The organism is Nocardia brasiliensis, assembly GCF_042691675.1.
Classification (GTDB): Bacteria; Actinomycetota; Actinomycetes; order Mycobacteriales; family Mycobacteriaceae; genus Nocardia; species Nocardia brasiliensis_D.
This window is the reverse complement of the sequence record NZ_CP170507.1, coordinates 8,531,256-8,553,797: the sequence shown is the minus strand read 5'-3', so window position 1 is coordinate 8,553,797 and position 22,542 is coordinate 8,531,256. Positions and strand designations below refer to the sequence as shown.

At 65.5% G+C, this 22,542-nt stretch carries 20 protein-coding genes; 15 read left to right on the top strand and 5 right to left on the bottom strand.

Annotation, left to right across the window (positions count from 1 at the left end):
* Nucleotides 1–139 precede the first annotated feature (139 nt).
* From ACFK0J_RS39550 to ACFK0J_RS39520, 7 genes are all read left to right on the top strand, one after another.
* The gene (locus tag ACFK0J_RS39550; RefSeq protein ID WP_378735001.1) at nucleotides 140–934 is read left to right on the top strand and encodes an LLM class F420-dependent oxidoreductase; all 795 of its coding nucleotides are present in this window, start codon (nucleotides 140–142) and stop codon (nucleotides 932–934) included.
* Nucleotides 935–1,105: 171 nt separating this feature from the next.
* Nucleotides 1,106–2,902: an ABC transporter substrate-binding protein/permease gene (locus tag ACFK0J_RS39545; protein ID WP_378734999.1), complete on the top strand. Its 1,797-nt coding sequence runs from the start codon at nucleotides 1,106–1,108 to the stop codon at nucleotides 2,900–2,902.
* A gap of 3 nt (nucleotides 2,903–2,905) precedes the next feature.
* A complete protein-coding gene (locus ACFK0J_RS39540; protein ID WP_378734997.1) occupies nucleotides 2,906–3,631 on the top strand; it encodes an amino acid ABC transporter ATP-binding protein in 726 nt (241 codons plus the stop codon).
* A 90-nt stretch (nucleotides 3,632–3,721) separates the two neighbouring features.
* A complete protein-coding gene (locus tag ACFK0J_RS39535) occupies nucleotides 3,722–4,018 on the top strand; it encodes a hypothetical protein (RefSeq protein ID WP_378734995.1) in 297 nt (98 codons plus the stop codon).
* A 31-nt stretch (nucleotides 4,019–4,049) separates the two neighbouring features.
* Nucleotides 4,050–4,889: an alpha/beta fold hydrolase gene (locus ACFK0J_RS39530; protein ID WP_378734993.1), complete on the top strand. Its 840-nt coding sequence runs from the start codon at nucleotides 4,050–4,052 to the stop codon at nucleotides 4,887–4,889.
* A gap of 57 nt (nucleotides 4,890–4,946) precedes the next feature.
* Nucleotides 4,947–5,234: a type II toxin-antitoxin system Phd/YefM family antitoxin gene (locus ACFK0J_RS39525; protein WP_378734991.1), complete on the top strand. Its 288-nt coding sequence runs from the start codon at nucleotides 4,947–4,949 to the stop codon at nucleotides 5,232–5,234.
* Between the two features lie 95 nt (nucleotides 5,235–5,329).
* Nucleotides 5,330–7,396: a PhoX family protein gene (locus ACFK0J_RS39520; RefSeq protein ID WP_378734989.1), complete on the top strand. Its 2,067-nt coding sequence runs from the start codon at nucleotides 5,330–5,332 to the stop codon at nucleotides 7,394–7,396.
* 68 nt (nucleotides 7,397–7,464) lie between these two features.
* Here ACFK0J_RS39520 and ACFK0J_RS39515 read toward each other — a convergent pair whose 3' ends face one another.
* Both ACFK0J_RS39515 and ACFK0J_RS39510 read right to left on the bottom strand, forming a co-directional pair.
* A complete protein-coding gene (locus ACFK0J_RS39515; protein WP_378734986.1) occupies nucleotides 7,465–8,199 on the bottom strand; it encodes a glycoside hydrolase family 25 protein in 735 nt (244 codons plus the stop codon).
* Nucleotides 8,200–8,312: 113 nt separating this feature from the next.
* Nucleotides 8,313–9,650 carry a glycogen debranching protein gene (locus tag ACFK0J_RS39510; protein ID WP_378743331.1) on the bottom strand — a complete coding sequence of 446 codons (1,338 nt, stop codon included), beginning with the start codon at nucleotides 9,648–9,650 and terminating at the stop codon, nucleotides 8,313–8,315.
* Nucleotides 9,651–9,846: 196 nt separating this feature from the next.
* Here ACFK0J_RS39510 and ACFK0J_RS39505 point away from each other — a divergent pair, with 196 nt between their 5' ends.
* Nucleotides 9,847–10,548 carry an SDR family oxidoreductase gene (locus tag ACFK0J_RS39505; protein WP_378734984.1) on the top strand — a complete coding sequence of 234 codons (702 nt, stop codon included), beginning with the start codon at nucleotides 9,847–9,849 and terminating at the stop codon, nucleotides 10,546–10,548.
* A gap of 69 nt (nucleotides 10,549–10,617) precedes the next feature.
* Here ACFK0J_RS39505 and leuS read toward each other — a convergent pair whose 3' ends face one another.
* Nucleotides 10,618–13,464 carry a leucine--tRNA ligase gene (leuS, locus tag ACFK0J_RS39500; RefSeq protein WP_378734982.1) on the bottom strand — a complete coding sequence of 949 codons (2,847 nt, stop codon included), beginning with the start codon at nucleotides 13,462–13,464 and terminating at the stop codon, nucleotides 10,618–10,620.
* 352 nt (nucleotides 13,465–13,816) lie between these two features.
* Here leuS and ACFK0J_RS39495 point away from each other — a divergent pair, with 352 nt between their 5' ends.
* Nucleotides 13,817–14,224 (top strand): SdpI family protein, encoded by a 408-nt coding sequence (locus ACFK0J_RS39495; protein WP_378734980.1) that lies wholly within the window; start codon nucleotides 13,817–13,819, stop codon nucleotides 14,222–14,224.
* A gap of 19 nt (nucleotides 14,225–14,243) precedes the next feature.
* Here the strand turns inward: ACFK0J_RS39495 and ACFK0J_RS39490 are convergent, their stop codons facing one another.
* Nucleotides 14,244–15,050, bottom strand: a complete 807-nt coding sequence (locus ACFK0J_RS39490) for an MBL fold metallo-hydrolase (RefSeq protein ID WP_378734978.1) — start codon at nucleotides 15,048–15,050, stop codon at nucleotides 14,244–14,246.
* Between the two features lie 143 nt (nucleotides 15,051–15,193).
* Here ACFK0J_RS39490 and ACFK0J_RS39485 point away from each other — a divergent pair, with 143 nt between their 5' ends.
* Entirely contained in the window at nucleotides 15,194–16,183 is a 990-nt protein-coding gene (locus tag ACFK0J_RS39485; protein WP_378734976.1) for a bile acid:sodium symporter family protein, read from the top strand.
* Here ACFK0J_RS39485 and ACFK0J_RS39480 read toward each other — a convergent pair.
* Nucleotides 16,169–16,888, bottom strand: a complete 720-nt coding sequence (locus ACFK0J_RS39480; protein WP_378734974.1) for an aminotransferase class I/II-fold pyridoxal phosphate-dependent enzyme — start codon at nucleotides 16,886–16,888, stop codon at nucleotides 16,169–16,171. The genes ACFK0J_RS39485 and ACFK0J_RS39480 overlap by 15 nt on opposite strands.
* 1,260 nt (nucleotides 16,889–18,148) lie before the next feature.
* On the opposite strand from ACFK0J_RS39480, the gene ACFK0J_RS39475 reads away from it, so the two are divergent.
* The 5 genes from ACFK0J_RS39475 (at nucleotide 18,149) to ACFK0J_RS39455 (ending at nucleotide 22,538) form a co-directional block, all read left to right on the top strand.
* On the top strand, nucleotides 18,149–18,688 hold the full coding sequence (locus tag ACFK0J_RS39475; protein ID WP_378734973.1) for a hypothetical protein: 540 nt from the start codon (nucleotides 18,149–18,151) through the stop codon (nucleotides 18,686–18,688).
* A gap of 331 nt (nucleotides 18,689–19,019) precedes the next feature.
* Nucleotides 19,020–19,751: a hypothetical protein gene (locus tag ACFK0J_RS39470; RefSeq protein WP_378734971.1), complete on the top strand. Its 732-nt coding sequence runs from the start codon at nucleotides 19,020–19,022 to the stop codon at nucleotides 19,749–19,751.
* Nucleotides 19,748–20,350 carry an ERF family protein gene (locus ACFK0J_RS39465; protein WP_378734969.1) on the top strand — a complete coding sequence of 201 codons (603 nt, stop codon included), beginning with the start codon at nucleotides 19,748–19,750 and terminating at the stop codon, nucleotides 20,348–20,350. Before ACFK0J_RS39470 ends, ACFK0J_RS39465 begins: the two co-directional genes overlap by 4 nt.
* Nucleotides 20,347–20,964: a WhiB family transcriptional regulator gene (locus ACFK0J_RS39460; protein ID WP_378734967.1), complete on the top strand. Its 618-nt coding sequence runs from the start codon at nucleotides 20,347–20,349 to the stop codon at nucleotides 20,962–20,964. The genes ACFK0J_RS39465 and ACFK0J_RS39460 overlap by 4 nt, the downstream gene beginning before the upstream one ends.
* Nucleotides 20,965–21,221: 257 nt before the next feature.
* Nucleotides 21,222–22,538 carry an AAA family ATPase gene (locus ACFK0J_RS39455; protein WP_378734964.1) on the top strand — a complete coding sequence of 439 codons (1,317 nt, stop codon included), beginning with the start codon at nucleotides 21,222–21,224 and terminating at the stop codon, nucleotides 22,536–22,538.
* The last annotated feature ends 4 nt before the right edge of the window (nucleotides 22,539–22,542 follow it).

Sequence of the window (22,542 nt, the reverse complement as noted above, 5' to 3'; positions counted from 1 at the left end):
CGCGGAATCGCCTGTCGCCCGGCATATCCCGACCTAGCAGACCGGAATGCGATACGCACCGCCGAATCACCGAGCTGGATTTCGGCCACGCCGGTAGCCTCGATCATGGAAGTCAATCCGCAGCGACGAGGAGCCATCCATGAGTCGAGCCGTTCGTATCGGAGTACAGCTGCAACCTCAGCACGCACCCAAGTACGGACTCATTCGTGACGCGGTGCTGCGGGCCGAGGACGCGGGTGTCGACGTCGTCTTCAACTGGGACCACTTCTACCCGCTCTCCGGCGACCCGGAGGGCGCGCACTTCGAATGCTGGACCATGCTCGGCGCCTTCGCCGAGCAGACCGAACGGGTGGAGATCGGCGCGCTGGTCACCGGCGGCGGCTACCGCAACCCCGACCTGCTCGCCGATATGGCGCGCACGGTGGACCACATCAGCGACGGCCGGCTCATCCTCGGCATCGGCGCGGGCTGGTTCCAGAAGGACTACAGCGAATACGGCTACGAATTCGGCACGGCGGGCACCAGGCTCGCGCTGCTGAAGGACAACATGGCCCGGCTCAGCGCCCGGCTGAAGAAGCTGAACCCGCAGCCGACCCGGGAGATCCCGATCCTCATCGGCGGCGGTGGCGAGAAGAAGACCTTGCGCCTGGTCGCCGAGTACGCCGACCTGTGGCACAGCTTCGCCGACCTCGACGAACTCGCGCACAAGAACAAGGTGCTCGCCGACCACTGCGCCGCCGTCGGCACCGACCAGTCCCAGATCGAGCGCTCGGTGCCGTGGCCGGGGATCGAGAAGGCCCCGGCCTTCGTCGACGCCGGTGTGTCCCTGTTCACCGTCGGCGTCAGTGGTCCGGGCTACGACCTGAGTGAGGTCGAGCGGGCGGTGCGCTGGCGCGACGAGGTGAACCCGGAACCGGTGAGCGGACTCGCCTGAATCCTGGCCGACCTGGATTGCCGGGCGCGATGTGCCCCGGCGTTGCCTAGTTCGGATCACGCTGATCCGAACTAGGGCGTTCCTGGTCCGACTTGTCACGGCCCAGGTGGCGCTGCCCGGCCGCTGGGGTAGCTGCGGGTTAGCACTCGGGCGCGGCTAGGGTTCTTCATCATGGCTGGTCTGCCCGCTGTGCGGTCTCGTGCGTTGATCGCCGTGATATTGCTTGCTGTCGGTCTCGCGGCCACGGCGTGCGGTTCCGGCTCCGATGATGCGTCGTCGGCGCGCGATCTGTGTGCGCCGCCGGGAGTGAGCGCGGCATCGCCCGCGCCGACGAACCTGGCGTCCGCGCAGTCGGCGGGCACGGACAAATACACCACCGCGACCACCGCACCGCTGGCTTCGATCGACACCTCGAAGCTGGGGCTGATCACGCCGGGCAAGCTCAGCGTCGGCACGCTGTCGGACGCGCCGCCGAGCATCTGCGTGAACGGGCAGGGCTCGTTCACCGGTTTCGACAACGAGCTGCTGAAGGCCATCGCCGCGAAACTGGGCTTGCAGGTGGAGTTCTCGGGCACCGAGTTCGCCGGCCTGCTGGCCCAGGTGGCGGGCAACCGTTTCGACGTCGGCTCGTCGAGCATCACCACCACCGACGCGCGCCGTCAGCTGGTCGGCTTCACCAACGGTTACGACTTCGGCTACTTCTCCCTGGTCGCCCCCAACAGCAGTGCCATCAAAGGCTTTTCGGACTTGAACCGGGGCACCCGGATCGCCGTCGTGCAGGGCACGGTGCAGGACGAGTACGTGGTCAACACGCTGCATCTGGATCCGGTGAAGTTCCCCGACTACAACACCGCCTACGCCAATCTGAAGTCCGGCCAGGTCGACGCCTGGGTGGCGCCGTCGGCCCAGGCGGAGGGCGCGATCAAGCCGGGCGACGGAACCGCGGTGGTGCAGAACACCTTCAGCCTGGACAACTTCGTCGGCTGGGCGGTCGCCAAGACCAACCAGCCGCTGATCGACGCGCTGAACAGCGGCCTCGACGCGGTGATCGAGGACGGCACCTACGCCAAGCTGTACAGCGACTGGGTGCCGAGGGAACTGCCGCCGGGCTGGAAGCCGGGTTCCAAGGCCGCGCCGCTGCCGCAGCTGCCGGACTTCGCCGCCCTTGCCGCGGAACATCAGCCGGAAGCGGCCGTGCAGAACGCCCCGAAATCCACGCTGCAACAATTGAAGGACACATTCTTCGATTGGTCGTTGTACCGCAAGGCTTTTCCCGACCTGCTCAAAACCGGTTTGCCGAATACCCTGATTCTGGCGGTGGTTTCGGGCGTGCTGGGCACCGTCCTCGGCATGCTTCTCGCGGTGGCGGGCATCGCGCGGACCCGCTGGCTGCGCTGGCCGGCCCGGGTCTACACCGACATCTTCCGCGGTCTGCCCGCGGTGGTGATCATCCTGCTGATCGGCCTCGGCATCGGCCCGGTGGCCCGGAACGTGACCGGTAACAACCCCTACTGGCTCGGCGCGGTAGCGCTGGCATTGCTGGCATCGGCCTATATCGGCGAGATCTTCCGTTCGGGTATCCAGTCCGTCGAACCCGGTCAGTTGGAGGCGGCCCGCGCCATCGGCTTCGGCTACCGGCAGGCAATGACCTTGGTGGTCATTCCGCAGGGCGTCCGGCGGGTGCTGCCCGCGCTGATGAACCAGTTCATCGCGCTGATCAAGGATTCCTCGCTGATCTACTTTCTCGGCCTGCTCGCCACCCAGCGCGAACTGTTCGCGGTCGGTCGCGACCTCAACGCGCAGACCGGAAACCTCTCCCCGCTGGTGGCCGCGGGCCTGGTCTATCTGCTGTTGACCATCCCGCTCACCCACCTGGTGAACTACATCGACCGCCGCATGCGCACCGGCCGGCCGGACAAGCCGATCGACCCGCTCGAGGCCGCCACGATCACGGAAGGGCGCGGATAGCCCATGAGTGCCTCCCTCACCGGAACCGGACTGCATTTGACCCTCGGGCACAACCACGTGCTGCGCGGCATCGACATCCACGTCGACGCCGGCAAGACCACCACGGTGATCGGCCCGTCCGGCTCCGGCAAGTCGACGTTGCTGCGCGTGCTCAACCGCCTGTACGAGCCGGATCAGGGCGATGTGCTGCTCGACGGCAAGTCCGTGCTCACCGAGGACCCGGACAAGTTGCGCCAGCGCATCGGCATGGTGTTCCAGCATTTCAACCTGTTCCCGCACAAGAGCGTGGTCGACAATGTCTCGCTCGGCCCGCGCAAGCTGCGCGGACTGTCCAAGGAGCAGGCGCGCGCGGTCGCGGTGGAGCAACTGGAGATCGTCGGGCTGTCCGACAAGGTCGACACGCGGCCCGCGAACCTGTCCGGCGGCCAGCAGCAACGGGTCGCGATTGCCCGCGCGCTGGCCATGAAGCCGGAGGTGATGTTCTTCGACGAGGCCACCTCGGCACTGGATCCGGAGCTGGTCAAGGGCGTGCTCGCGCTGATGGCCGACCTGGCCTCCGGTGGCATGTCGATGATCGTGGTGACCCACGAAATGGGTTTCGCCCGAACGGTTTCCGACAGTGTGGTGTTCATGGACGAGGGGCAGGTCGTCGAGACGGGCCCGCCTGACGCGCTGTTCGACAACGCGTCGACGCCGCGCCTACAGCGCTTCCTCTCCCAGGTGCTGTAGCACACCCTTAGTTAACCTCATTGATGCGCACATGCTAATGTGTTGTCGCTCACAAATCCATCTGTCCACGCTAGGAAAGAGGGAGATCTGATGACAACGGCGCACATGCAGCACACCGAGCACGACCACGCCCACGGTCCCGGCTGCGGGCACCCGGCGATCGAGCACGGTGACCACGTCGACTACGCGCACGACGGGCACCTGCATCGCGAACACGACGGTCACTACGACGAGTGCGAGCCGAGCGGCCACACCGAGCACACCGACCACGCGCACGTGCACGGCGACAATTGTGGGCACGACGCCGTCCAGCACGGCGACCACGTCGACTACATCCACGACGGCCACCGCCACGCCGCGCACGACGGGCATTACGACGAGCACTGAATGGTCGGTGTGAGGTTCTAGAGTCACCTGCGTGATCGAGGCGATAGAGATTCCCACCGCTGCGGGGACGTTCGATGCGCTGGCCTGCGGGGAGGTCGGCGGACGTGAAGTCATGCTGTTGCACGGGTTTCCGGAGGCGGCCATCGAGTGGGAGTTCCAGCTCCATGCGCTCGGCGGCGGTGGGTGTCGCGTTGTAGCGCCTGATCAGCGGGGCTATTCGGCAGGGGTGCGGCCGTCGCAGGTCGCCGACTATCGGCTCGATGAATTGGTCGGCGACGTCGCGGCGATCGCCGACCAATTGGGTTGGCAGCGGTTCGATCTGGTCGGACACGACTGGGGTGCGCACGTCGGGTGGGCGGCAGCGGCGCAGATGCCGGAGCGGATCCGTAGTTTCACCGCGGTGTCGGTGCCGCATCCCACCGCCTTCCGGCGGGCGATGACCGAGGACGAGGATCAGGCGCAGCGGTCGCAATACTTTTCACTGCTGCGCAGGCCGCGGGTGGCCGAGCGGGAACTGCTCATGGACAACGCCGCCGGGCTCCGCAAAATATTCGAATGGAAGATCCCGGAAGAACGCATCGATGACTACGTCGAGCGGCTCGTTCAGCCGGAAGCGCTCACCGCGGCACTGAATTGGTACCGGGCGATGCGCCTGTCCGGACCGACCGAGCCGGTGACGGTGCCGACGCTGTACGTGTGGAGCACCGAGGACAGCACCATCGGCTCCACGGCGGCCCTGGCCACCGAAAAATACGTGACCGGCCCCTATCGATTCGAAATGCTCGAAGAAGTGTCGCACTGGATTCCCGAGCAGGCACCCGAGGAATTGACCCGGCTGATCATGCAGCATCTGCTCGCGCACCGTACGTGACGCTAACGAGACGGTGACACGCCGATCCAAAAGGGCGCGCCGCTCCGAATGCGGAGCATGCCCAACACGAATACGCGCAATCTGCACGAGCTGTCCGCGGACATCGGCACCGTCATCCGCGACGTGGTCGCCACCGGTGAAGACGCGATCATCACCGACGGCGGCACCGAAGTGGCGGTGATCATGTCGATGGCCGACTACGAGCGACTGCATCTGTACGCCGAGCTGGCGGACGCGGCGCGGCCGGGCTATGCGGGTTCGACCGAGTTCAGGGCGATGTCCATCTCCGAGATGCTCGATCTGCTCGGCGTACATCCGACGGTGGTTCGCAACTCCCGTGGCTGAGGAATGCGGAGGACAGCAAACTGAGGGTTACCTAATTGGCCAGCTGTTCATCTGTACGTCGTTTCCGGATTGTCCGAATCATTTACCGTTCGGCCGTGAGCCTCGAGCCCCTCGCCCTCTTTGTGAAACACGACGGCCAGTCCGCGCGTGCTTCGGTGACCTGCGAATACAAATGCGCGAACGCCTGCTTCCACGAGGTGCCCAACACCTCGGCGGGTGCGTACTTCGGTGACATCGTCAGCTCCCTGAATCGGCGCGGACTGATCAAGGGTGGCGCGGCGGCGGTGCTCGCGGTCGGTGCGGTCAGTGTGCTCGCGGCCTGCGGTGACGACGTAGAGAACGCCGGATCGGCCGGGCCGTCGCCGAGCGGCCCGCCCGGAACGGGCACCGACTTCGCCGCGGTCGCACCGAACAAAGAGGACGCCATCGTGATCCCGGACGGCTACGAACAGTCCGTCGTGATCCGGTGGGGTGACCCGCTGTTCGCGGATGCGCCCGCTTTCGACTTCGAAAAGCAGTCTGCCGTTGCGCAAGCCAGGCAGTTCGGCTACAACAACGACTTCGCCGCACTGCTGCCGATCGAGGGCCAGGCGAACGCCTTCCTGCTCGTGGTCAACCACGAATACACCACCGGCCCGCACATGTTCCGCGGCTACGACAAGGAAGCGCCGACCGACGAGCAGATCGCGATCACCCAGGCGGCACACGGGCTAACCGTGGTCGAGGTGCACGGCGAGCCGGGTACCGGCAAGCTGACCCCCACCTTCGGCAAGTACAACCGCCGGATCACCGCGACCACCGAGTTCCGGCTCACCGGTCCGGCCGCGGGCAGCGACCTCGTCAAGACCACCGCCGATCCGACCGGCACCAAAGTGCTCGGCACCATCGCCAATTGCGCGGGCGGCGTGACCCCGTGGGGCACCGTGCTTTCCGGCGAGGAGAACTTCAACGGCTACTTCGCCAACGCCGATAAGGTGACCGAAACCGTTGCCGCGGCACGGATCAAGCGCTACGGCTTCACTGCGGGCAAGACGCCCAACCACTGGGAGCGCACCGACAAGCGTTTCGATCTGGCGCAGGAACCGAACGAGGCCAACCGCTTCGGCTGCGTCGTTGAGGTCGATCCGTGGGATCCCACCTCGACACCGATCAAGCACACCGCGATGGGCCGGCTCAAGCACGAAGGCGCCACCATCTACGTCACGAAGTCGGGTGAGGTCGTCTCCTACACCGGCGACGACGAAAAGTTCGACTACATGTACAAATTCGTGTCCACCCGCAAGGTGCAATCGGGTAGCGGTGCGTCGAGCATGCGGCACAACCTGACCATCCTGGACGCGGGCACGCTGTATGTCGCGAAGCTCACCGGCGACCACGCCGACAAGATCGACGGCAGCGGCGCCAAGCCCTCGGAGCAGGGTTTCACCGGTACCGGCCAATGGATTCCGCTGCTGGAGACCGGCGCGGACGGCAAGGGCAGATCGCTGGTCGACGGCATGAGCGCGGAAGAGGTCGCGGTGTTCACCCGGCTGGCCGCCGACAAGGTCGGCGCCACCAAGATGGACCGCCCGGAGGACTTCGAGGCCAACCCGTACACCGGCAAGGTGTATGTCGCGCTGACCAACAACGACAACCGCGGCAAGGACGGCAAGCAGGGCCCGGACGAGGCGAACCCGCGCAACCTGAACAAGAACGGGCAGATCCTGGAGATCGACGACGACCACACCGGCACGAAGTTCACCTGGTCGCTGCTGCTGGTGTGCGGCGACCCGAACGCCGCCGACACCTACTTCGCCGGCTTCGACAAGTCGAAGGTCAGCCCGATCTCCTGCCCGGACAATTTGGCCTTCGATCCGTACGGCAACCTGTGGATCTCCACCGATGGCAATGCCCTGAAGTCGAACGACGGCCTGTTCTCGGTGGTGCTCGACGGCGCGAATCGGGGCGCGACCAAGCAGTTCCTGACGGTGCCGCGCGGCGCCGAGACCTGTGGCCCGGTGGTCACCGAGTCGCGCGTTCTGGTGTGCGTGCAGCATCCTGGTGAGGCCGACGACGCCACGCCGGACAATCCGTTGTCCCACTGGCCCGACGGCGGCACCGCACAGCCCAGGCCCTCGGTCGCGGTCGTGTGGAAGAAGAACGGTGGCCGGATCGGCGCGTAGCGCCCCCAGGCTCCGCGCGAAACCGCCACTGAACCTGCAGGAGTGGCGGTTTCGCGATTCTTTTGGAACTACATATTGGCGAAGCGCGCGAAATCGCCTTGGGCGCCGCTGTATACGTTCAAGTCGGTCGGCCCGGCGATGCCGTCGATGCTACCGCTGTCGGTGGTCTGCCAGAAGGTCCAGGTCGGCCAGCCGCCCGGCACCTCGGGTGCCTCGTTGCCCCGATAGTCCGCGATCCACAGCGGATACCGGGTGAACTCGTTGGTGTCGGCCATCGCCGTGCGCCAGAAATGCGGATAGGTGTAGACGATCGGGACCCGTCCGGTCAGCGCCTGCACGGTGTTCAGATACCGGCGCGTCCAGTCGATCAGCGCGGCGGGCGGCAGTCCGCCGGTGGTCTCCAGATCGAGCACCGGCGGCAGATCCAGCGCACCGTTCTGGCCGAGCACCACCGTGGCGTACAGCGCGGCTTGCGGTTCCGGCGGCAGGTGCGGGCGTGCGTAGTGGTAGGTCCCTCGGGCCACGCCCGCCGCCCGCATCAGCAGGCTGTCCGGCACGAAGTACGGGTTGATGTAGCTGAGGCCCTCGGTGGCTTTCACCATGGCGAACTCGTGACCCGAGCGCCGCACCGCGAACCAATCGATCAGTCGTCCGTCGATGTGCTGCCAGGACGAGACATCGGGTCCCGTCGGCGCGGCCGCGGCGGTCGGCGACAAGGTTGCCGTGAGGATGCCCGAAAGGGCGATCAGGGACAGCGCCGTACCGCGGCGACGGATGGTCGAGCTCGAACGAGGGTTGTCCATGGCGTTCGACGATAGCCATTTGCTCTTCCTGTGACCAGTGTTGCGGAAGAGGCAGTTGCGCAACGTTTACTTGAACGCGGAGCTGACGTGCCGCAAACCGCTGGTTCGCGTCCTCAGCCGAGCCAGTCGAGTACCGACGCGGCCGTCCACGACTGCTGCATGCTGCCGAGCGGTTCGCCGGTGAACGGCTCGTAGTACTCGGCGAAACTGCCGTCGCTGGCCTGGCGCAAGCCCTCGGCGCGCAGCATGAACGAGCGCTCGGCCCAACCGCGCCTGGCGAACACCCAGGAGAACAGCCAGCTCATCACCGGCCACACCGGGCCACGCCAGTACTCGCGGGAACGGAAGTCCCGCGACACCGGCGAGGTCGACGGTGGCAGCGCGTAGCGCAGATCCGGATGCCCGCAGAAGCGCGGCCCCTCGAACGTGCGCAGCAGGCTGCGTTCGGTGTCGCGCGGCAGCCCGCCGCACAGCAGCGGGGCGAACATCGACAGCGTCTCGGTGCCGATCCAGCGCTGCAACCGCACGTCGAAGTCTCTGGCAGCGCCGGTACGGGCATCGGTCGTCGCGACGACGCCCGTCCGGAACCGGTCGGCCCACGCGTACAGGTCGCGGACGTCGGCGTTCGGCTGCTTGTACTCCTCGCCGATATTCGCGAGCACCTCGCAGGCCAGCGCGAAGATCCCGGTGACGAACACGTCCTCGACGGCGAAACTCATCGTCGAGGCCAGCTGGTAGTCGTCGTAGCCCGCCCGGCGCATCTGCTCGACCAGCCACAGGTAGCGGTCGTACTCGCGGTCGCTCGGCCGCTGCGTCGGATCGGCGACCACCAGCACGTCCTCGCGGTGGTACGGCGGCAGATCGCCCGGGACCACATTGTCGTAGGCGCGGTCCCAGCGCGGCGAGTTGTCCATGCCGGATTCCCAGCCGTGGTACAGCGTGATCCGCCCGGTTTCCTTGGGGTCGCGGGCGTGCGCCAGCCAGCGGTGCCAGCGCACCAGGTCCGGCCAGCGGCGGTTCAGGAATTCCTCGGCGACCGCGCGGGTGCTGCGGCCGTGCCTGCGCGAATGATCGAGGATGCGCTGCACCGCGATGGCGTGCACGGGCGGTTGGGTGATGCCGGAGGTGTCCGGGCCGTCGGGCGCGTTGGCGGCCAGCTTGCGGCACTCCCACCGGGCCGGGCCGGGAAAATAGCCGTCGACGCCGTTGGCGAAGACGATGTGCGGGATCATCCCGTTCTTCCACTGCGCGGACAGCAAGGTGTCCAGCTCGATCACGGCACGTTCCACGCTCAGCGGGGCCAGCCCGACCGCGACGAACGCGGCATCCCAGCTCCACATGTGCGGATACAGCCTCGGCGCGGCGCTGGTCATCGTGCCCAGGTCGTTGCCGCGCAGCAGGTAGGCGGCGCGGGCCGCGAGCTGTGTCGGGGTGAAACCCGGGTGTGCCATCCCCCTATTCTGCGACGCCACCCGCAAGTACGCCCGCTCGGCGGTGTCCGACTCGGCCTCGTCCCACCCGCCGGTGGCGGGCTCGTGCTCGGCGGTTCTCACTCTCGAATGCCCCGTCCGTAATTCGCTGCTCGAGATTCCACTATCGATGTATGCGTGCATCGCTCTGCTTTCGCAGGCTATTACGGTGGGGCCCATGACCAATGCCGTGACCAGCTCTCCGAAGCCGACCGCGCTGATCACCGGTGCCAGCCGCGGGCTCGGCGCCGCCATCGCCCGCGAGCTCGCGCCGTCGTATGAGCTGCTGCTCGGCGCCAGGTCCGCCGACTCGCTGCGCGACATCCTGAAGGAACTGCCCGACGCGACCGGCTGGCCGGTCCCGCTGACCGATTATCCGGCGGTGGCGGCGGCCACCCAGTCGATCCGGCGGTTGGATGTGTTGGTGCACAACGCGGGCGTCCAGGATATCGGCAGCATTGCCGACTCGACCGTCGATCAGTGGCGAAACACGTTGGAGGCCAACTTGATCGCCGTCGTCGAGCTGACCAGGCTGCTACTGCCCGCGTTGCGCGCGGCGGACGGCCATGTGGTGCTGATCAATTCGGGCGCCGGGCTACGCGCCAATGCGGGCTGGGCGTCGTACGCCGCGAGCAAGTTCGGGTTGCGTGCCTTCGGCGACGCACTCCGGCTGGAAGAACCGACGCTGCGGGTGACCTCGATCCATCCCGGTCGCATCGATACCGACATGCAGCGCGAGATCATAGCCCACGAGGGACGCGAGTACCGGCCGGAGGAGTTCCTTCGAGCGGAGACCGTCGCGGGGGCGGTACGCAACGCCGTCGAGACGCCACGGGACGGGCATCCGACGGAGATCGTGCTTCGCCCGGTATCGAGTTAGGGCGAGCCACTTTGATCGAAGACGCCCTGCACACCGCCTTTTCAGTTGCAGGGCGTCTTCGATCGGGGACTACGCGACGATGTTGACGAGTCGGCCGGGGACGACGATCAGCTTGCGCGGAGCGGCGCCACTCAGCAGTGCCGCGATCTTCTCGTCGGCCAGCGCGGCCGCTTCGATCGCGGCATTGTCGGCGTCGGCGGGCACCTGAATTCGGCTGCGCACCTTGCCGTTCACCTGGATCGGGTACTCGACCGACTCGTCCACCAGCAGCGCGGGATCGGCCACCGGGAACGGGCCGTGCGCCAGGGATTCGGTGTGGCCCAGGCGTTCCCACATCTCCTCGGTGATGTGCGGAGACAGCGGCGCCAGCATCAGCACCAGTGGCTCCACCACCGAACGCGGCGCGCCGTCGGGGTAGGTCTTGGTGAGGTGGTTGGTCAGCTCGATGAGCTTCGCGCCCGCCGTATTGTCGCGCAGCGCCGCGAAATCCTCGTCCACACCGGCGATCGTCTTGTGCAGCAACCGCAAGGTCTCCTGCGACGGGGCCGCTTCGGTGACCCGCAGCTCGCCGGTCTCCTCGTCGACCACCAGACGCCAGATCCGTTGCAGGAACCGGTGTGCGCCGACCACATCCTTGGTCGCCCACGGGCGCGAGGAGTCCAGGGGGCCCATCGCCATCTCGTAGAAACGGAACGTGTCGGCGCCGTACAGGTCGTACATCTCGTCCGGCGAGACCGCGTTCTTCAGCGACTTTCCGATCTTGCCGTACTCCTGGAACACCTCCAGCTCGGTGCCGGTGGTGTCGGTCCAGAAGAACTTGCCGTCCCGCTCCACCACCTCGGCTGCGGGCACGTAGGCGCCGCGCGCGTCGGTGTAGGCGTAGGCCTGGATGTAGCCCTGGTTGAACAGGCGCCGGTACGGCTCGTACCCCGACACGTCGCCCAGGTCGTACAGCACCTTTTGCCAGAACCGGGCGTACAGCAGGTGCAGTACCGCGTGCTCGATGCCGCCGATGTACAGGTCGACACCGCCCGGATCGTCCTGACCGTGTTCGGCGGTGCGCGGGCCGAGCCAGTACTCCTCGTTCTCCTTGGCGCAGAACGTTTCCGAGTTCGTCGGGTCGACGTAGCGGATCTGATACCAGGAGCTGCCCGCCCAGTTCGGCATGACATTGGTATCGCGCCGGTACTTCTTCGGTCCGTCGCCCAGATCCAGCTCGACGTTCACCCAGTCGGTGGCCTTGGCCAGCGGCGGCGACGGCTCGGAGTCCGCGTCGTCCGGATCGAAGGTCACCGGGGCGAAATCGTCCATTTCCGGCAGCCGCACGGGCAGCATGGATTCCGGCAGCGCGTGCGGCGCGCCGTCCTCGTCGTAGACGATCGGGAACGGCTCGCCCCAGTAGCGCTGGCGGGCGAACAGCCAGTCGCGCAGCTTGTACTGGATGGTGCCCTTGCCGTGGCCGTCGGCCTCCAGCCGGGCGGTCACCGTCGCCTTGGCTTCCTCGATCGACAACCCGTCCAGGTAGTCGGAGTTCACGATCGGGCCGTCGCCGGTGTAGGCCGCGACACTGAGATCGCCGCCTGCGACGACCTCCTTGATGGGCAGGCCGAACGCGGTGGCGAAATCCCAGTCCCGCTGGTCGTGACCCGGCACCGCCATGATCGCGCCGGTGCCGTAGCCGCTCAGCACGTAGTCGGCGATGAAGATCGGCGTCGACTCGCCGTTCACCGGGTTGATCGCGTAGGTGCCGAGGAAGACGCCGGACTTCTCTTTGTTCTCCTGGCGCTCCAGATCCGACTTGGCCGCGATCGACTTGCGGTAGGCCGCAACGGCCTCCGCCGGGGTGGCGGCGCCCTCGTTGGTCCACCGAGGATCAGTGCCTTCGGGCCATCCGGCCGCGGTCAGCTTGTCGACCAGTTCGTGCTCGGGAGCCAGCACGACATAGGTTGCGCCGAAGAGGGTGTCGGGGCGGGTCGTGAAGACCTCGAGCTGTTCACCGTCGGCGTCGAACTTGACCTGCGCACCGCGGGAACGCCCGATCCAGTTGCGCTGCATGGCCTTCACGTTGTCCGGCCAGTCCAGGTGATCGAGATCGTCGACCAGCCGGTCCGCGTAGGCGGTGATGCGCATCATCCACTGCCACAACCGCTTACGGAACACCGGGAAATTGCCGCGCTCACTGCGGCCTTCGGCGGTGACCTCCTCGTTGGACAGCACCGTGCCGAGGCCGGGGCACCAGTTGACCATCGAATCGGTCTGGTACACCAGGCGATACGAGTCCACCACGGCCGCCCGCTGCGCGGCGGTCATCGTCGCCCAATCCTGCCCGTCCGGGGCGGGCCGGGCGCCGGAGGCGAACTGCGCTTCCAGTTCGCTGATCGGCCGGGCCCGATCCAGTTCCTGGTCGTACCAGGCGTTGTAGATCCGCAGGAAGATCCACTGGGTCCAGCGGTAGTACTCGGGATCGGTGGTCGCGAACGAACGTCGCCGGTCATGGCCGAGGCCCAGCCGATCGAGCTGGCGCTGCATGGTCGCGATGTTCGCCTCGGTGGTGTCGCGCGGGTGCGCACCCGTCTGCACCGCGTACTGCTCGGCGGGCAGGCCGAACGCGTCGTAGCCCAGCGCGTGCAGCACGTTGCGGCCGTGCATCCGGTGGTAGCGCGCGAACACGTCGGTGGCGATGTAGCCGAGCGGATGCCCGACATGCAGACCGGCACCGGACGGGTAGGGGAACATGTCTTGCACGAACAGCTTGTCCGCGGGCGTGGCACCGGCCAGCGGACCGACCGGATTCGGCGCGTGGAACGTTCCGCGCTCCCCCCACGTCTGCTGCCACCGGCGTTCGATGCGGCCCGCGAGCTCCGCGTTGTACCGATGCTCCGGTACATCGCTTTCGGTTGCACGAGTGTCCTGCACGGCCCTGCCTTCTTGTTATCGCCGATCCCCGACAAACTTCGTCTATCAGGGTAGAACGTGTGCACCGCAGTACTGAAAATCGGGCTGTGCCGGCTCCGTCGGCGCGTCCGCGCCCGGACCGCGTCCGGGGTTACCCACGCGTCGGTATGGGCGTGCGCCGCATCCCCTTCCGGTCACTCCCGGGTTGTCGTTCCCATCCGAGCGGTCCCAACAGTGCGTTTGGTTGCTACACCTCGGGCCGGATGCTGTCCAGTGTGGAAAGCGCTCGTCCGGGGTGGTGCCACGCGGAATGCTGAGCGATTGCGGGGGAGTGGCCAGCGGACGGCGGACACCGATGCGCTAGCCTGCATGAGTGTTCGTCGTCGCTCTCGTCCTGTTCGTGCTGGCCCTCGTAGCCATCGCAACCGGCGCACTCGGGCTGATCGGCAGGCTGCCGCGCAACCGCTTCGTCGGGGTGCACACCGAGGCCGCCCTTGCCGACGACGAGACCTTCCGCATCGCGAATCGCGTCGCCGCCCCCACCTCGCTGGCGGCCGGGGCGTTGCTGTTCGCCGGTGGTCTCGTCGCCCTATCCGCGAGCGGCATCGTCGTCTTCCTCGTCGCCGGGGGCGCGGGCATCATCGCCCTGTTCACCCTCGGCGCCGGAGCCAACGCCGCCGCCTCGACCGCGGCAGCCATCGCCCCGCCCGCCGAAGTCGGCGGCTGCGGCAGCGCCTGCGGCGCCTGCTCCCTCCGCGACGCCTGCCAGCCCGCGACCTAGCCCGAGTCCGAACGGGGCTTCATTCCGCGACTGCTACCTCCGTGGCTGCGAGGTCGAGAGATTCGCCAGGGGCGAGCACGGTGAGCCCGACTCCTGCTTCCGCCGCCGCGGCTCGGACCTTGACCAACGATCGATCGATCTCCACGTAGTACGGCGGTCGGTCGAGGCCGAAGTGGATGGGGACGACCGTTCGGGCGCCGAGTATGTTCCCCGCCAGCACCGCCTGCTCCGGCGTGAGTACAGCGGGCAGCGGACTCGCGGGTTGCAGGTGTGGAAGGTTCACTGCTGCACCGTTTATCGGCAGCAACGCGGCATCAAACGGGCCGCAGCGACGGGCGATCAACCACCACAGGCCGTGGAAAATAGTGTCACCGCCGTGGAAGATGCGGTGCCCGCCCGCGCCGACCACCCAGTTCAGCTGCGGGTCGCCGAGTCCGTCGACGGCGGGAACCGCGGTCACTTCGAAGGGGCCGATCGTTGTGGTCTCCCATTCGGTCATCACTCGCGTCGGGAGCGCGCTCGCGGCGAAACCACTTTCGGCCTCGGCGGTCCACACGACGTCATCGCCCGTGCCCACCATCGATGCGGGACGGAGCACGATGCCGTCCGGTGCCAGGATGCGGCTCAGCCCCGGCGGGTCGGCGTGGTCGAGATGCAAGTGGGTGACCAATGCGGCCAGCGCGGCATTCGGCTGCCGCGGTGCGGTCAACGCGTCGTCCGGCAGCAAACTGCGCAGCGGCTCGCTGTCCTGCACGGCATCGATCACCAGTGTGGCGCCGTCGAATTCGACCTCCACACCTGCCCAGCCCAATCGGCGGATCTTCATCGTCGTCCCTTCGTCGCACTCGTGCGCTGCCAACTATACGGACGAACGTTCGTGTTTATCTAGTATGCCAAGCGGGCGCTGGATGTGACCAAGTACGTATTCTTCGGTTCCATATGGGAACAGCCCCGGCGTTAGCGTGTGGTGTGCGATTCCTCAGCAAGTTCTATATCGACGGTTTCATCCTGTCGATACTCGCTACCGTTGCCCTGGCCAGTGTCTTTCCCGCGAAAGGCACGGCCGCCGACGTAGTCGACGTGCTGACGAAGATTGCCATCGCATTGCTCTTCCTGCTCTACGGAACCCGCCTCTCCCCGAAGGAGGCACTGGCCGGGCTCACCCATTGGCGGCTGCACATCATCGTGCTGGCCAGCACCTTCGTGCTGTTCCCCCTGCTCGGACTGGCGGCGCGGCTGCTGGTGCCGAGCGTGCTGACCGATGACCTGTACACCGGGCTGTTGTTCCTGTGCCTGGTGCCGTCGACCGTGCAGTCCTCGATCGCGTTCACCTCGATCGCCAAAGGCAATGTGCCCGGCGCGATCGTGAGCGCGACGGCATCGAACCTGCTCGGCGTCTTCGTCACTCCGCTGCTGGTCATCCTGTTGATGAACACCACGGGCCAGGCCAGCGTCGACTTCTCCTCGGTCGGTGACATCGTGTTGCAGTTGCTGGTGCCCTTCGCGATCGGGCAACTGATCCGACCGAAGGTCATCGGCTGGCTGCGCCGGTACGCGGAGCCGACCAAGCTGGTGGATCGCGGCTCGATCCTGCTCGTCGTCTACAGCGCGTTCAGCGCGGGCATGGTGGAGGGCATCTGGCACATGCTCTCGCCCTGGCGGATCCTCGCCCTGGTCGGCGTGTGCTGCGTGCTGCTCGCGCTCGTCATCACCGCGACCATGGTGACCGGCCGGGTCCTCGGCTTTTCCCGGGAAGACCGGATCGTCATCGTGTTCGGTGGCTCCAAGAAGAGTCTGGCCACCGGATTGCCCATGGCGACAGTGCTTTTCGCGAGCCAGCCGGTCGGGCTGATCGTACTGCCGTTGATGATCTTCCATCAGATCCAGCTGATCGTCTGCGCCGCGCTGGCCCAGCGGTGGGCCAAGACCGCGGAACCCGACCAACTAGTGGCCAGCTGAAGGTCTTTGGCGCAGCCCCGCGAGGGCTTGGCGTACCGCCTGTGCCGCGTCGGGGTCGCCGACCGAGATGCGGGCGCTCCCATCGGGATACGCCTTGGCCGCGATACCCGCCCGCCGCAGCGCGGTAGCCACCCCCGGCCCCGGTAGGTACAGGAAATTCGCGTGACTGCGCGGCACCGCGATCCCACAGCGGCGCAACGAGTTCCGCAGCGACTCCCGCTCGGTGGTGATCCGCGTGGTCCGAGCGGCGAGTTCGGGTTCGGCGGCGTAGGACGCGGCCACCGCGGCCACCGCCGTCGAACTCACTCCGAACGGCAATTGCAGCCTGCGCACCCTGGCCATCAGCTCGGGCCTGCCGAACGCGTAGCCGATGCGCAGCCCGGCGAGTCCGTAGGCCTTGGAGAAAGTTCGCAGGACAGCGAGGTTCGGATGCCTGCTCAGCAAGGCCAGCGGGTCGACGTATTCGGCGGCCCCGACGAACTCGACGTACGCCTCGTCCAGGATCACCGGCACCCGCGCGGGGATCGCGCGCAGAAATGCCGTCAACTCCCTGGCCGGAACCACCGTGCCGGTCGGATTGTGCGGACGGCACACCACCACCAACCCGGTCCGCTTGTCGATGGCCTTTGCCGTGGCCGAGAGATCCTGATTGCCCGCCGAGTCCAACGGCACCGGAACCACCTCGACCCCGGCGATCTCGGCCATGATCGGGTACGCGAAAGAGTACTTAGGACGCACCTCCGTGCCAAGGCACCGACCGGTCGAAGGACTGTGTCCACCCGTGCCCGTCTCGGCCTCCTTGAAGAACCCGGGCCGACCTGGGCGGCGACCTGGAGTCCATCAAAACGCGATGTGAATGCACGTGCGAATGTACTTGCATTTGCGTGCCCGGCGTATCCAGCCTGTTTGGGCGGGCGCAAATGTCCGATTCCATGACGGGTCAGCGAACCGTTACGAAACTGTATTGCTAATCAAGTAACGCTGTAAATCGGCAGTAGTCATTGCCTGTGCCACTAGGCATGTGTCGCCACAGTTGACGCTGACATACCGAGTATCGAGGCATATGGCGCGAAACTCCGGTACCGGAGTTTCTGCGTAAGTATCAAAACGGGGGACCTAACTCGCGCGTTGCTGCGCGGGTTTTGAGCTGGTCGGTGGGGCACGTTGACAGCTACGGTGGTCGTATCCGAGGATTACAAACCATTAGGTTTAAGGTGTGGGTCGGGTGGGAACAGGGGGTTCTTCATGTTGGCTAATCGCAGCTTCGCGGCGCGGCCGGTCGGTCAAGGGCGAAGTCTTGGAGGGGCCGGGGTCACGTGACGCGAGGTGGATCCTCCGCGCACGAATGGTAGCTATAAATTAGCCGTTGGTCAGCGGGGTTTGATCGGTCCGGAATCCTGCAAAGTGGGCATATATGCCTACCCGCAACGCTCTGACCTGGGTGTTTGAGGACGCTGGCGTGGTTAGGCACTTGACCATCGATGTGGGTCGTGAAAGATGTTGATCAAGCATTCGAAAGGGAGGGAATGAAGTACACCGTTCTCGAAAGAGGGCTGCTGATGCCAATGCTTAAGAAGATGGGGATTAACTCGGCGACAGAGTTGGCTGAGCGTTCGCAACTCGACCTTTCCACCATTAGGAGATCGTTTACTGGAACGCCTTCCGCTCAGTTGCTGGTCTACTTGTCGGCCAGTCTTCGAATCGACCTTAGAAAGGTACTGGTCGAAAAGGAGAAGAGACGCAGAACTGTTAACCCGCCTTTAATAAGAGCCGCCCCATGTGGGAATTGCCGACATAGCGAGTGCAGGGAGATGAAGGCTGATGAAATGGGAAGGGCTTGGCAGGTGCGGGAACACCTGTCAAGCCCATGACAACGCGATCCTCGACGATTACCCAACCGGACGAAAGAAAGCTATGCCAGCGGTAGACAGTACCATCAGTATTCCCGTATCGCAGTATGTGCGCATGACGGACATGATCACCGAGCTAACGATCACGCACGTCTTGCTAGTCGAGATCCTTCGTGCAGCTCGCAAAGAGCAAGCAGGCGAAGAGAAGCGATCAGACAAAGAGAACGATTCGTCCCACCAGCGGGACACCGGTGAGCCTCGCTGGTTTCGCGATCGTGAGGGCGACGTATGGGAGAAGACCGAGCATGCATGGCGGCTGCACTTCAAGAACGGCGCGGTCTATGACTGGCTCGAGTGCCCGCCCGACGAGTACGGCCCGTTCACCCCGATCAGTGGCGACCCTACTACCTACACCCTCCGGGAAACGGCAGAGCTGTTGCAGCGTCACGGCGTGGATACCGGACAGCATCGACTCAAAGCCCAGCTCTGCCAGCTCGGCTGGGTCGACGCCCACAATGTTCCCACCGGTGCGCCTGCTGGATCGCTGGTGCTGGTAAGCCCGGAGCGCGAGGGGAGACACGCCGTGGTCCGGGTAACGCCGGAGGGGTTGAACCGGTTGCGGGATGTTCTCAGCAATGCCCACACGGCCGGCTGAGACCCGGCGTACTGAGCTGGACGCACATATTCGTCGTGCCGTCGCCTCAGCGCCTCCGATAACCGAACAGCAGCGGCAGCGTATAGCCGCGATCATTCAAGCCCGGACGTAGCCGGGTATTTACTTCTCCCGAGACAGGGGCGAGCCAGCCGCATAAGCGGGGTGCTTGCTCCTGTCTCGGTGACGTTTTCGCGCCTTTCCTATTCATCTCGTAGGAGAGGTCTGCCCGAAATCAGGAGTCATCATTACCGATTTCACCATCCCTCGTGACCGGTGGGGGCGACCGTTAATCGTCCCACCCAACGGCGGTAAACCTCGACCCCACATCCGTGTGTCGACGCTGGCTAAGGCTCTGGACGATGGAACTAACCTCGCGCGGTGGAAACAGGCAATGACCGCGATCGGTCTAGTAAAGGACCGGTCTTTGCTCGCCCGGATCGCCGCCATGCTCGCCAAACCGAACCGGGACGTCTACCGCGCGAACCGGGCGGCATTGGCCGAGCTCTGTGAGCAGGCGTTAGCGGCGGCCGGAGCCGGACAGAAAGCCGCGATCGGTACGGCTGTACACGAATTCACCGAGGCTATCGACGGTGGGTTCTGGCCTGAGTTCATCCCCGCTGATCTGGTGGGACCGCTCAATGCCTACAGGTCCAATACCGCGGTTTTCGAAGTGGTCGACATCGAGGTGTTCGTGGTCGTGGACGAGCTTACGGCGGCGGGCAGCCTCGACCGCTTGGTTCGTTTGCCAGACGGACGCGTGATCGTCGGTGACATCAAGACCGGTGCCCATGAACCGGACTATCCGCTCGGCGTGACGACCCAGTGCGCCATCTACGCGCACGGCAAACGCTATGACGCCGAGACCGGGCAACGCGCGCTGCTGCACCCGGATCTGGACGTGTCGACCGGGGTCCTGATCCACCTCCCTCTCGAACGCGGCGTCGACGGGTACCGGTGCGACCTGTACGCGCTGGATCTGGAATGGGGCTGGGCCGCCGCCCAAGCAGCCATCGACGTTCGTGAGTTGCGCCGCATCCCGAAGCTCAAGGAGTTGCAACTGTGAAGATCCACGAACTCATCATCGAAGCCAAGGCGGTTGTCGGCCCGGTCGGCAAGAACGGCCAGAACACGCAGCAGCGCTTCGCGTTCCGCAAGGCCGACGACGTGATCAACGCCGTTGCCCCCGCGCTCAACCGCTTCGGCATCTTCGCCCGCCCGGTCAAGTGCGCGCTCGAAGTCCGAGAGGTCGCATCAGGCGGAGGCAAGCGGCAGGCATGGGTTACCGGCACCGTGGTCTACCGGTTCACCGGACCCGAAGGTGACTACCTCGATGCCGAGGTTGCCACCGAGGCCCTGGACTTCAGCGACAAGGCCACCGCGAAGGCGATGACCGTGGCCTACCGCATTGCGCTGATCCAGACTCTCAACCTCCCGACCGACGACCCCGATCCGGATGCCGAGTATCACGAACGGGGTACTGACAGCGAGACCTTGCGCGGCCGAATCTTCGCCGCCTGCGAGGCGCAGGGGCTGACACCTACGGACCTGCGCGCGATCTTCAGCGATGCCGGAGGTGGCGGGAAGCTCTCCGAATGTGACGACGTGTCGGTGCTGACGGCGGTTCTGTCGCAAGTCGAATCAGCGGGAGGTCGGCCTAGGTGAGCTGGCGTAGCTACGCGAAGTGTGCGGGTGACGACCCAGCCAAGTACGAAGTCGCGAACCTTCCACGCGGACGGGAGCACGAAACGGCGAACGCACTGTGTGAGGGGTGTCCGGTTCGGAGTCGGTGCCTGCGTGAGGCGCTGATGCCGTTGAACATGTCGAAGTTGTTGGGGGTGTGGGAGCGCCCGGACGTGATCGGGCAGTCCGGAGTGGTCCGCGGTGGGGTGCCGCTGGGGCTGGGGCAGCGCCGCGTGCCGAGGCCGTCTGTTGTTGCCGCTGAGGGGGTTTCGGAGTCTGCCGAGTCTTCGCCTGTGGCCGTGCGGTGCTCGGACTGCCACAGGCCGATGCGGCACAGATCCGAACCGCCGAAGCCTGGAACGGTATTGGCGAATGCGGGCGGTCGCTGCGGCAACTGCTACCGCAAGCAGCGCGAGCGATGTGGCATCGAGCCCCGCACCGCGTACACCCATTGCACCAAATGCGGACGGGAGTTCGGTTCACAAGGCCGCTACGGCGGCACTGTGCGCATCGGCCGGGCTTCTACGGGTACCTGCCGGTCGTGCCTGTGGTTGGAACGGGACGCGCGCCGACGGGCCCGTTCCTGCCGTCCCTGACAATCTGGTTCCCTACGCGCGGCGGCGCGGACTGCGAATGCGGTCCGTGCCGCCGCTCCGTTTTCGGGTTTGACCGGCGAAAAAAGAATGCTTCATGAGGAGAGAATAGCTATTGAGTATTGAATATATTCCCTTTTTGAATAGTTATATTCAACTACTAGTAGTATTCACTCAATAGATAAAGAGCAGTTTAGCTCTAGTGTCAGACGAAACTGTGTCACGCGGGAATCTCTGACACTAGTAATACCGTCGCCGACGTGCTCCCCACGGAACCCGTGATCGGCCAACCGGCCGATCCATACGCCGAACGCGCATTGCTCGGCCTTGCCCTCACAGGCAATCCCGATGCACTCGCGTCGTTTCGCACCGTGGGCCCCGACGACTGGTTCTACCCGCGCCACGTCGACCTGTCCGCCACTATTCGCGCAATGCTCGTCGCTGGCGAGGTCATCGACCCGAACACCGTCACGAGCAAGCTCCTCGCCTCTGGCCTGGCAAGCCGCATCACACCGCCGGATGTATTGACCCTGTTTCAACAGGCATACAACCCGCAGGCCGCACCCCAACTCGCCGAACGAGTTCGTGAACTGTCCGCGCGGCGCAAACTCATCCACGGGCTCACCAACACGTTGCAACGCCTGGAAAGCGTGGACGAGTCCGACGCGAATACCGAGGTCCGCCTAGCCACACGCGAACTCCGCCAATTCTGTGACGATGCCGACGCCATCGCCACCGAGAAGAACCGACCGGAACCGATGGGCCTGCGCGAATTCCTCGCTCAGGAAGATTTTCACAACTGGCTGGTACCTGGCCTGATCGAACGCACCGAGCGCGTCATCCTCACCGGTGAAGAAGGCGGCGGCAAGTCCGTGCTGTGCAGCCAAATCGGAGCATGCGTCGCCGGAGGCCTGCACCCGTTCACCGGAGACCTTCAGGACAACGGCGACGGCGCGCGAGTACTCGTCTACGACTGCGAGAACTCCGCTGCCCAGTCCAGGCGCCGGTTCCGCCTGATCACAACCAGAGTCGATGAACTACGCGACGGCTACGGCATGACACCAGTCGACTGGTCGGCCCACATGCGCATCGAAGTCCAGCCCAAAGGCATCGACCTCTTGGCCGGCCGGGACGTCGCCCGCCTTGAACACGCCATCAATGCCGTACAGCCTGACCTGCTAATCCTCGGCCCTCTGTACAAGCTGCACCACCGCGACCCATCCGACGAACCGGCCGCGCGTGAACTGACCTGGATTCTCGATGGCCTGCGCGAACGCTACGGCTGCGCACTGCTCACCGAAGCCCACGCAGGCAACGGCCTCGATTCCAGCGGGAAACGGAACATGCGGCCCATCGGATCGAGCCTGTGGCGACGGTGGCCCGAATTCGGATTCGGAATGCGCCGAAATACCCGTGACTCCGGAAAAGGCCGAGCCCAAATAGTCGACCTCGTGCCCTGGCGCGGTTCCCGCGAAGAACGCGCGTGGCCCGACTCCTTGCAATTCTCGATCCGGCTTCCCTGGGGTCCGGCCGATGACGAGTACTACGACCGAGTAAACAATTCGCCTGAAAGGTAGTCAT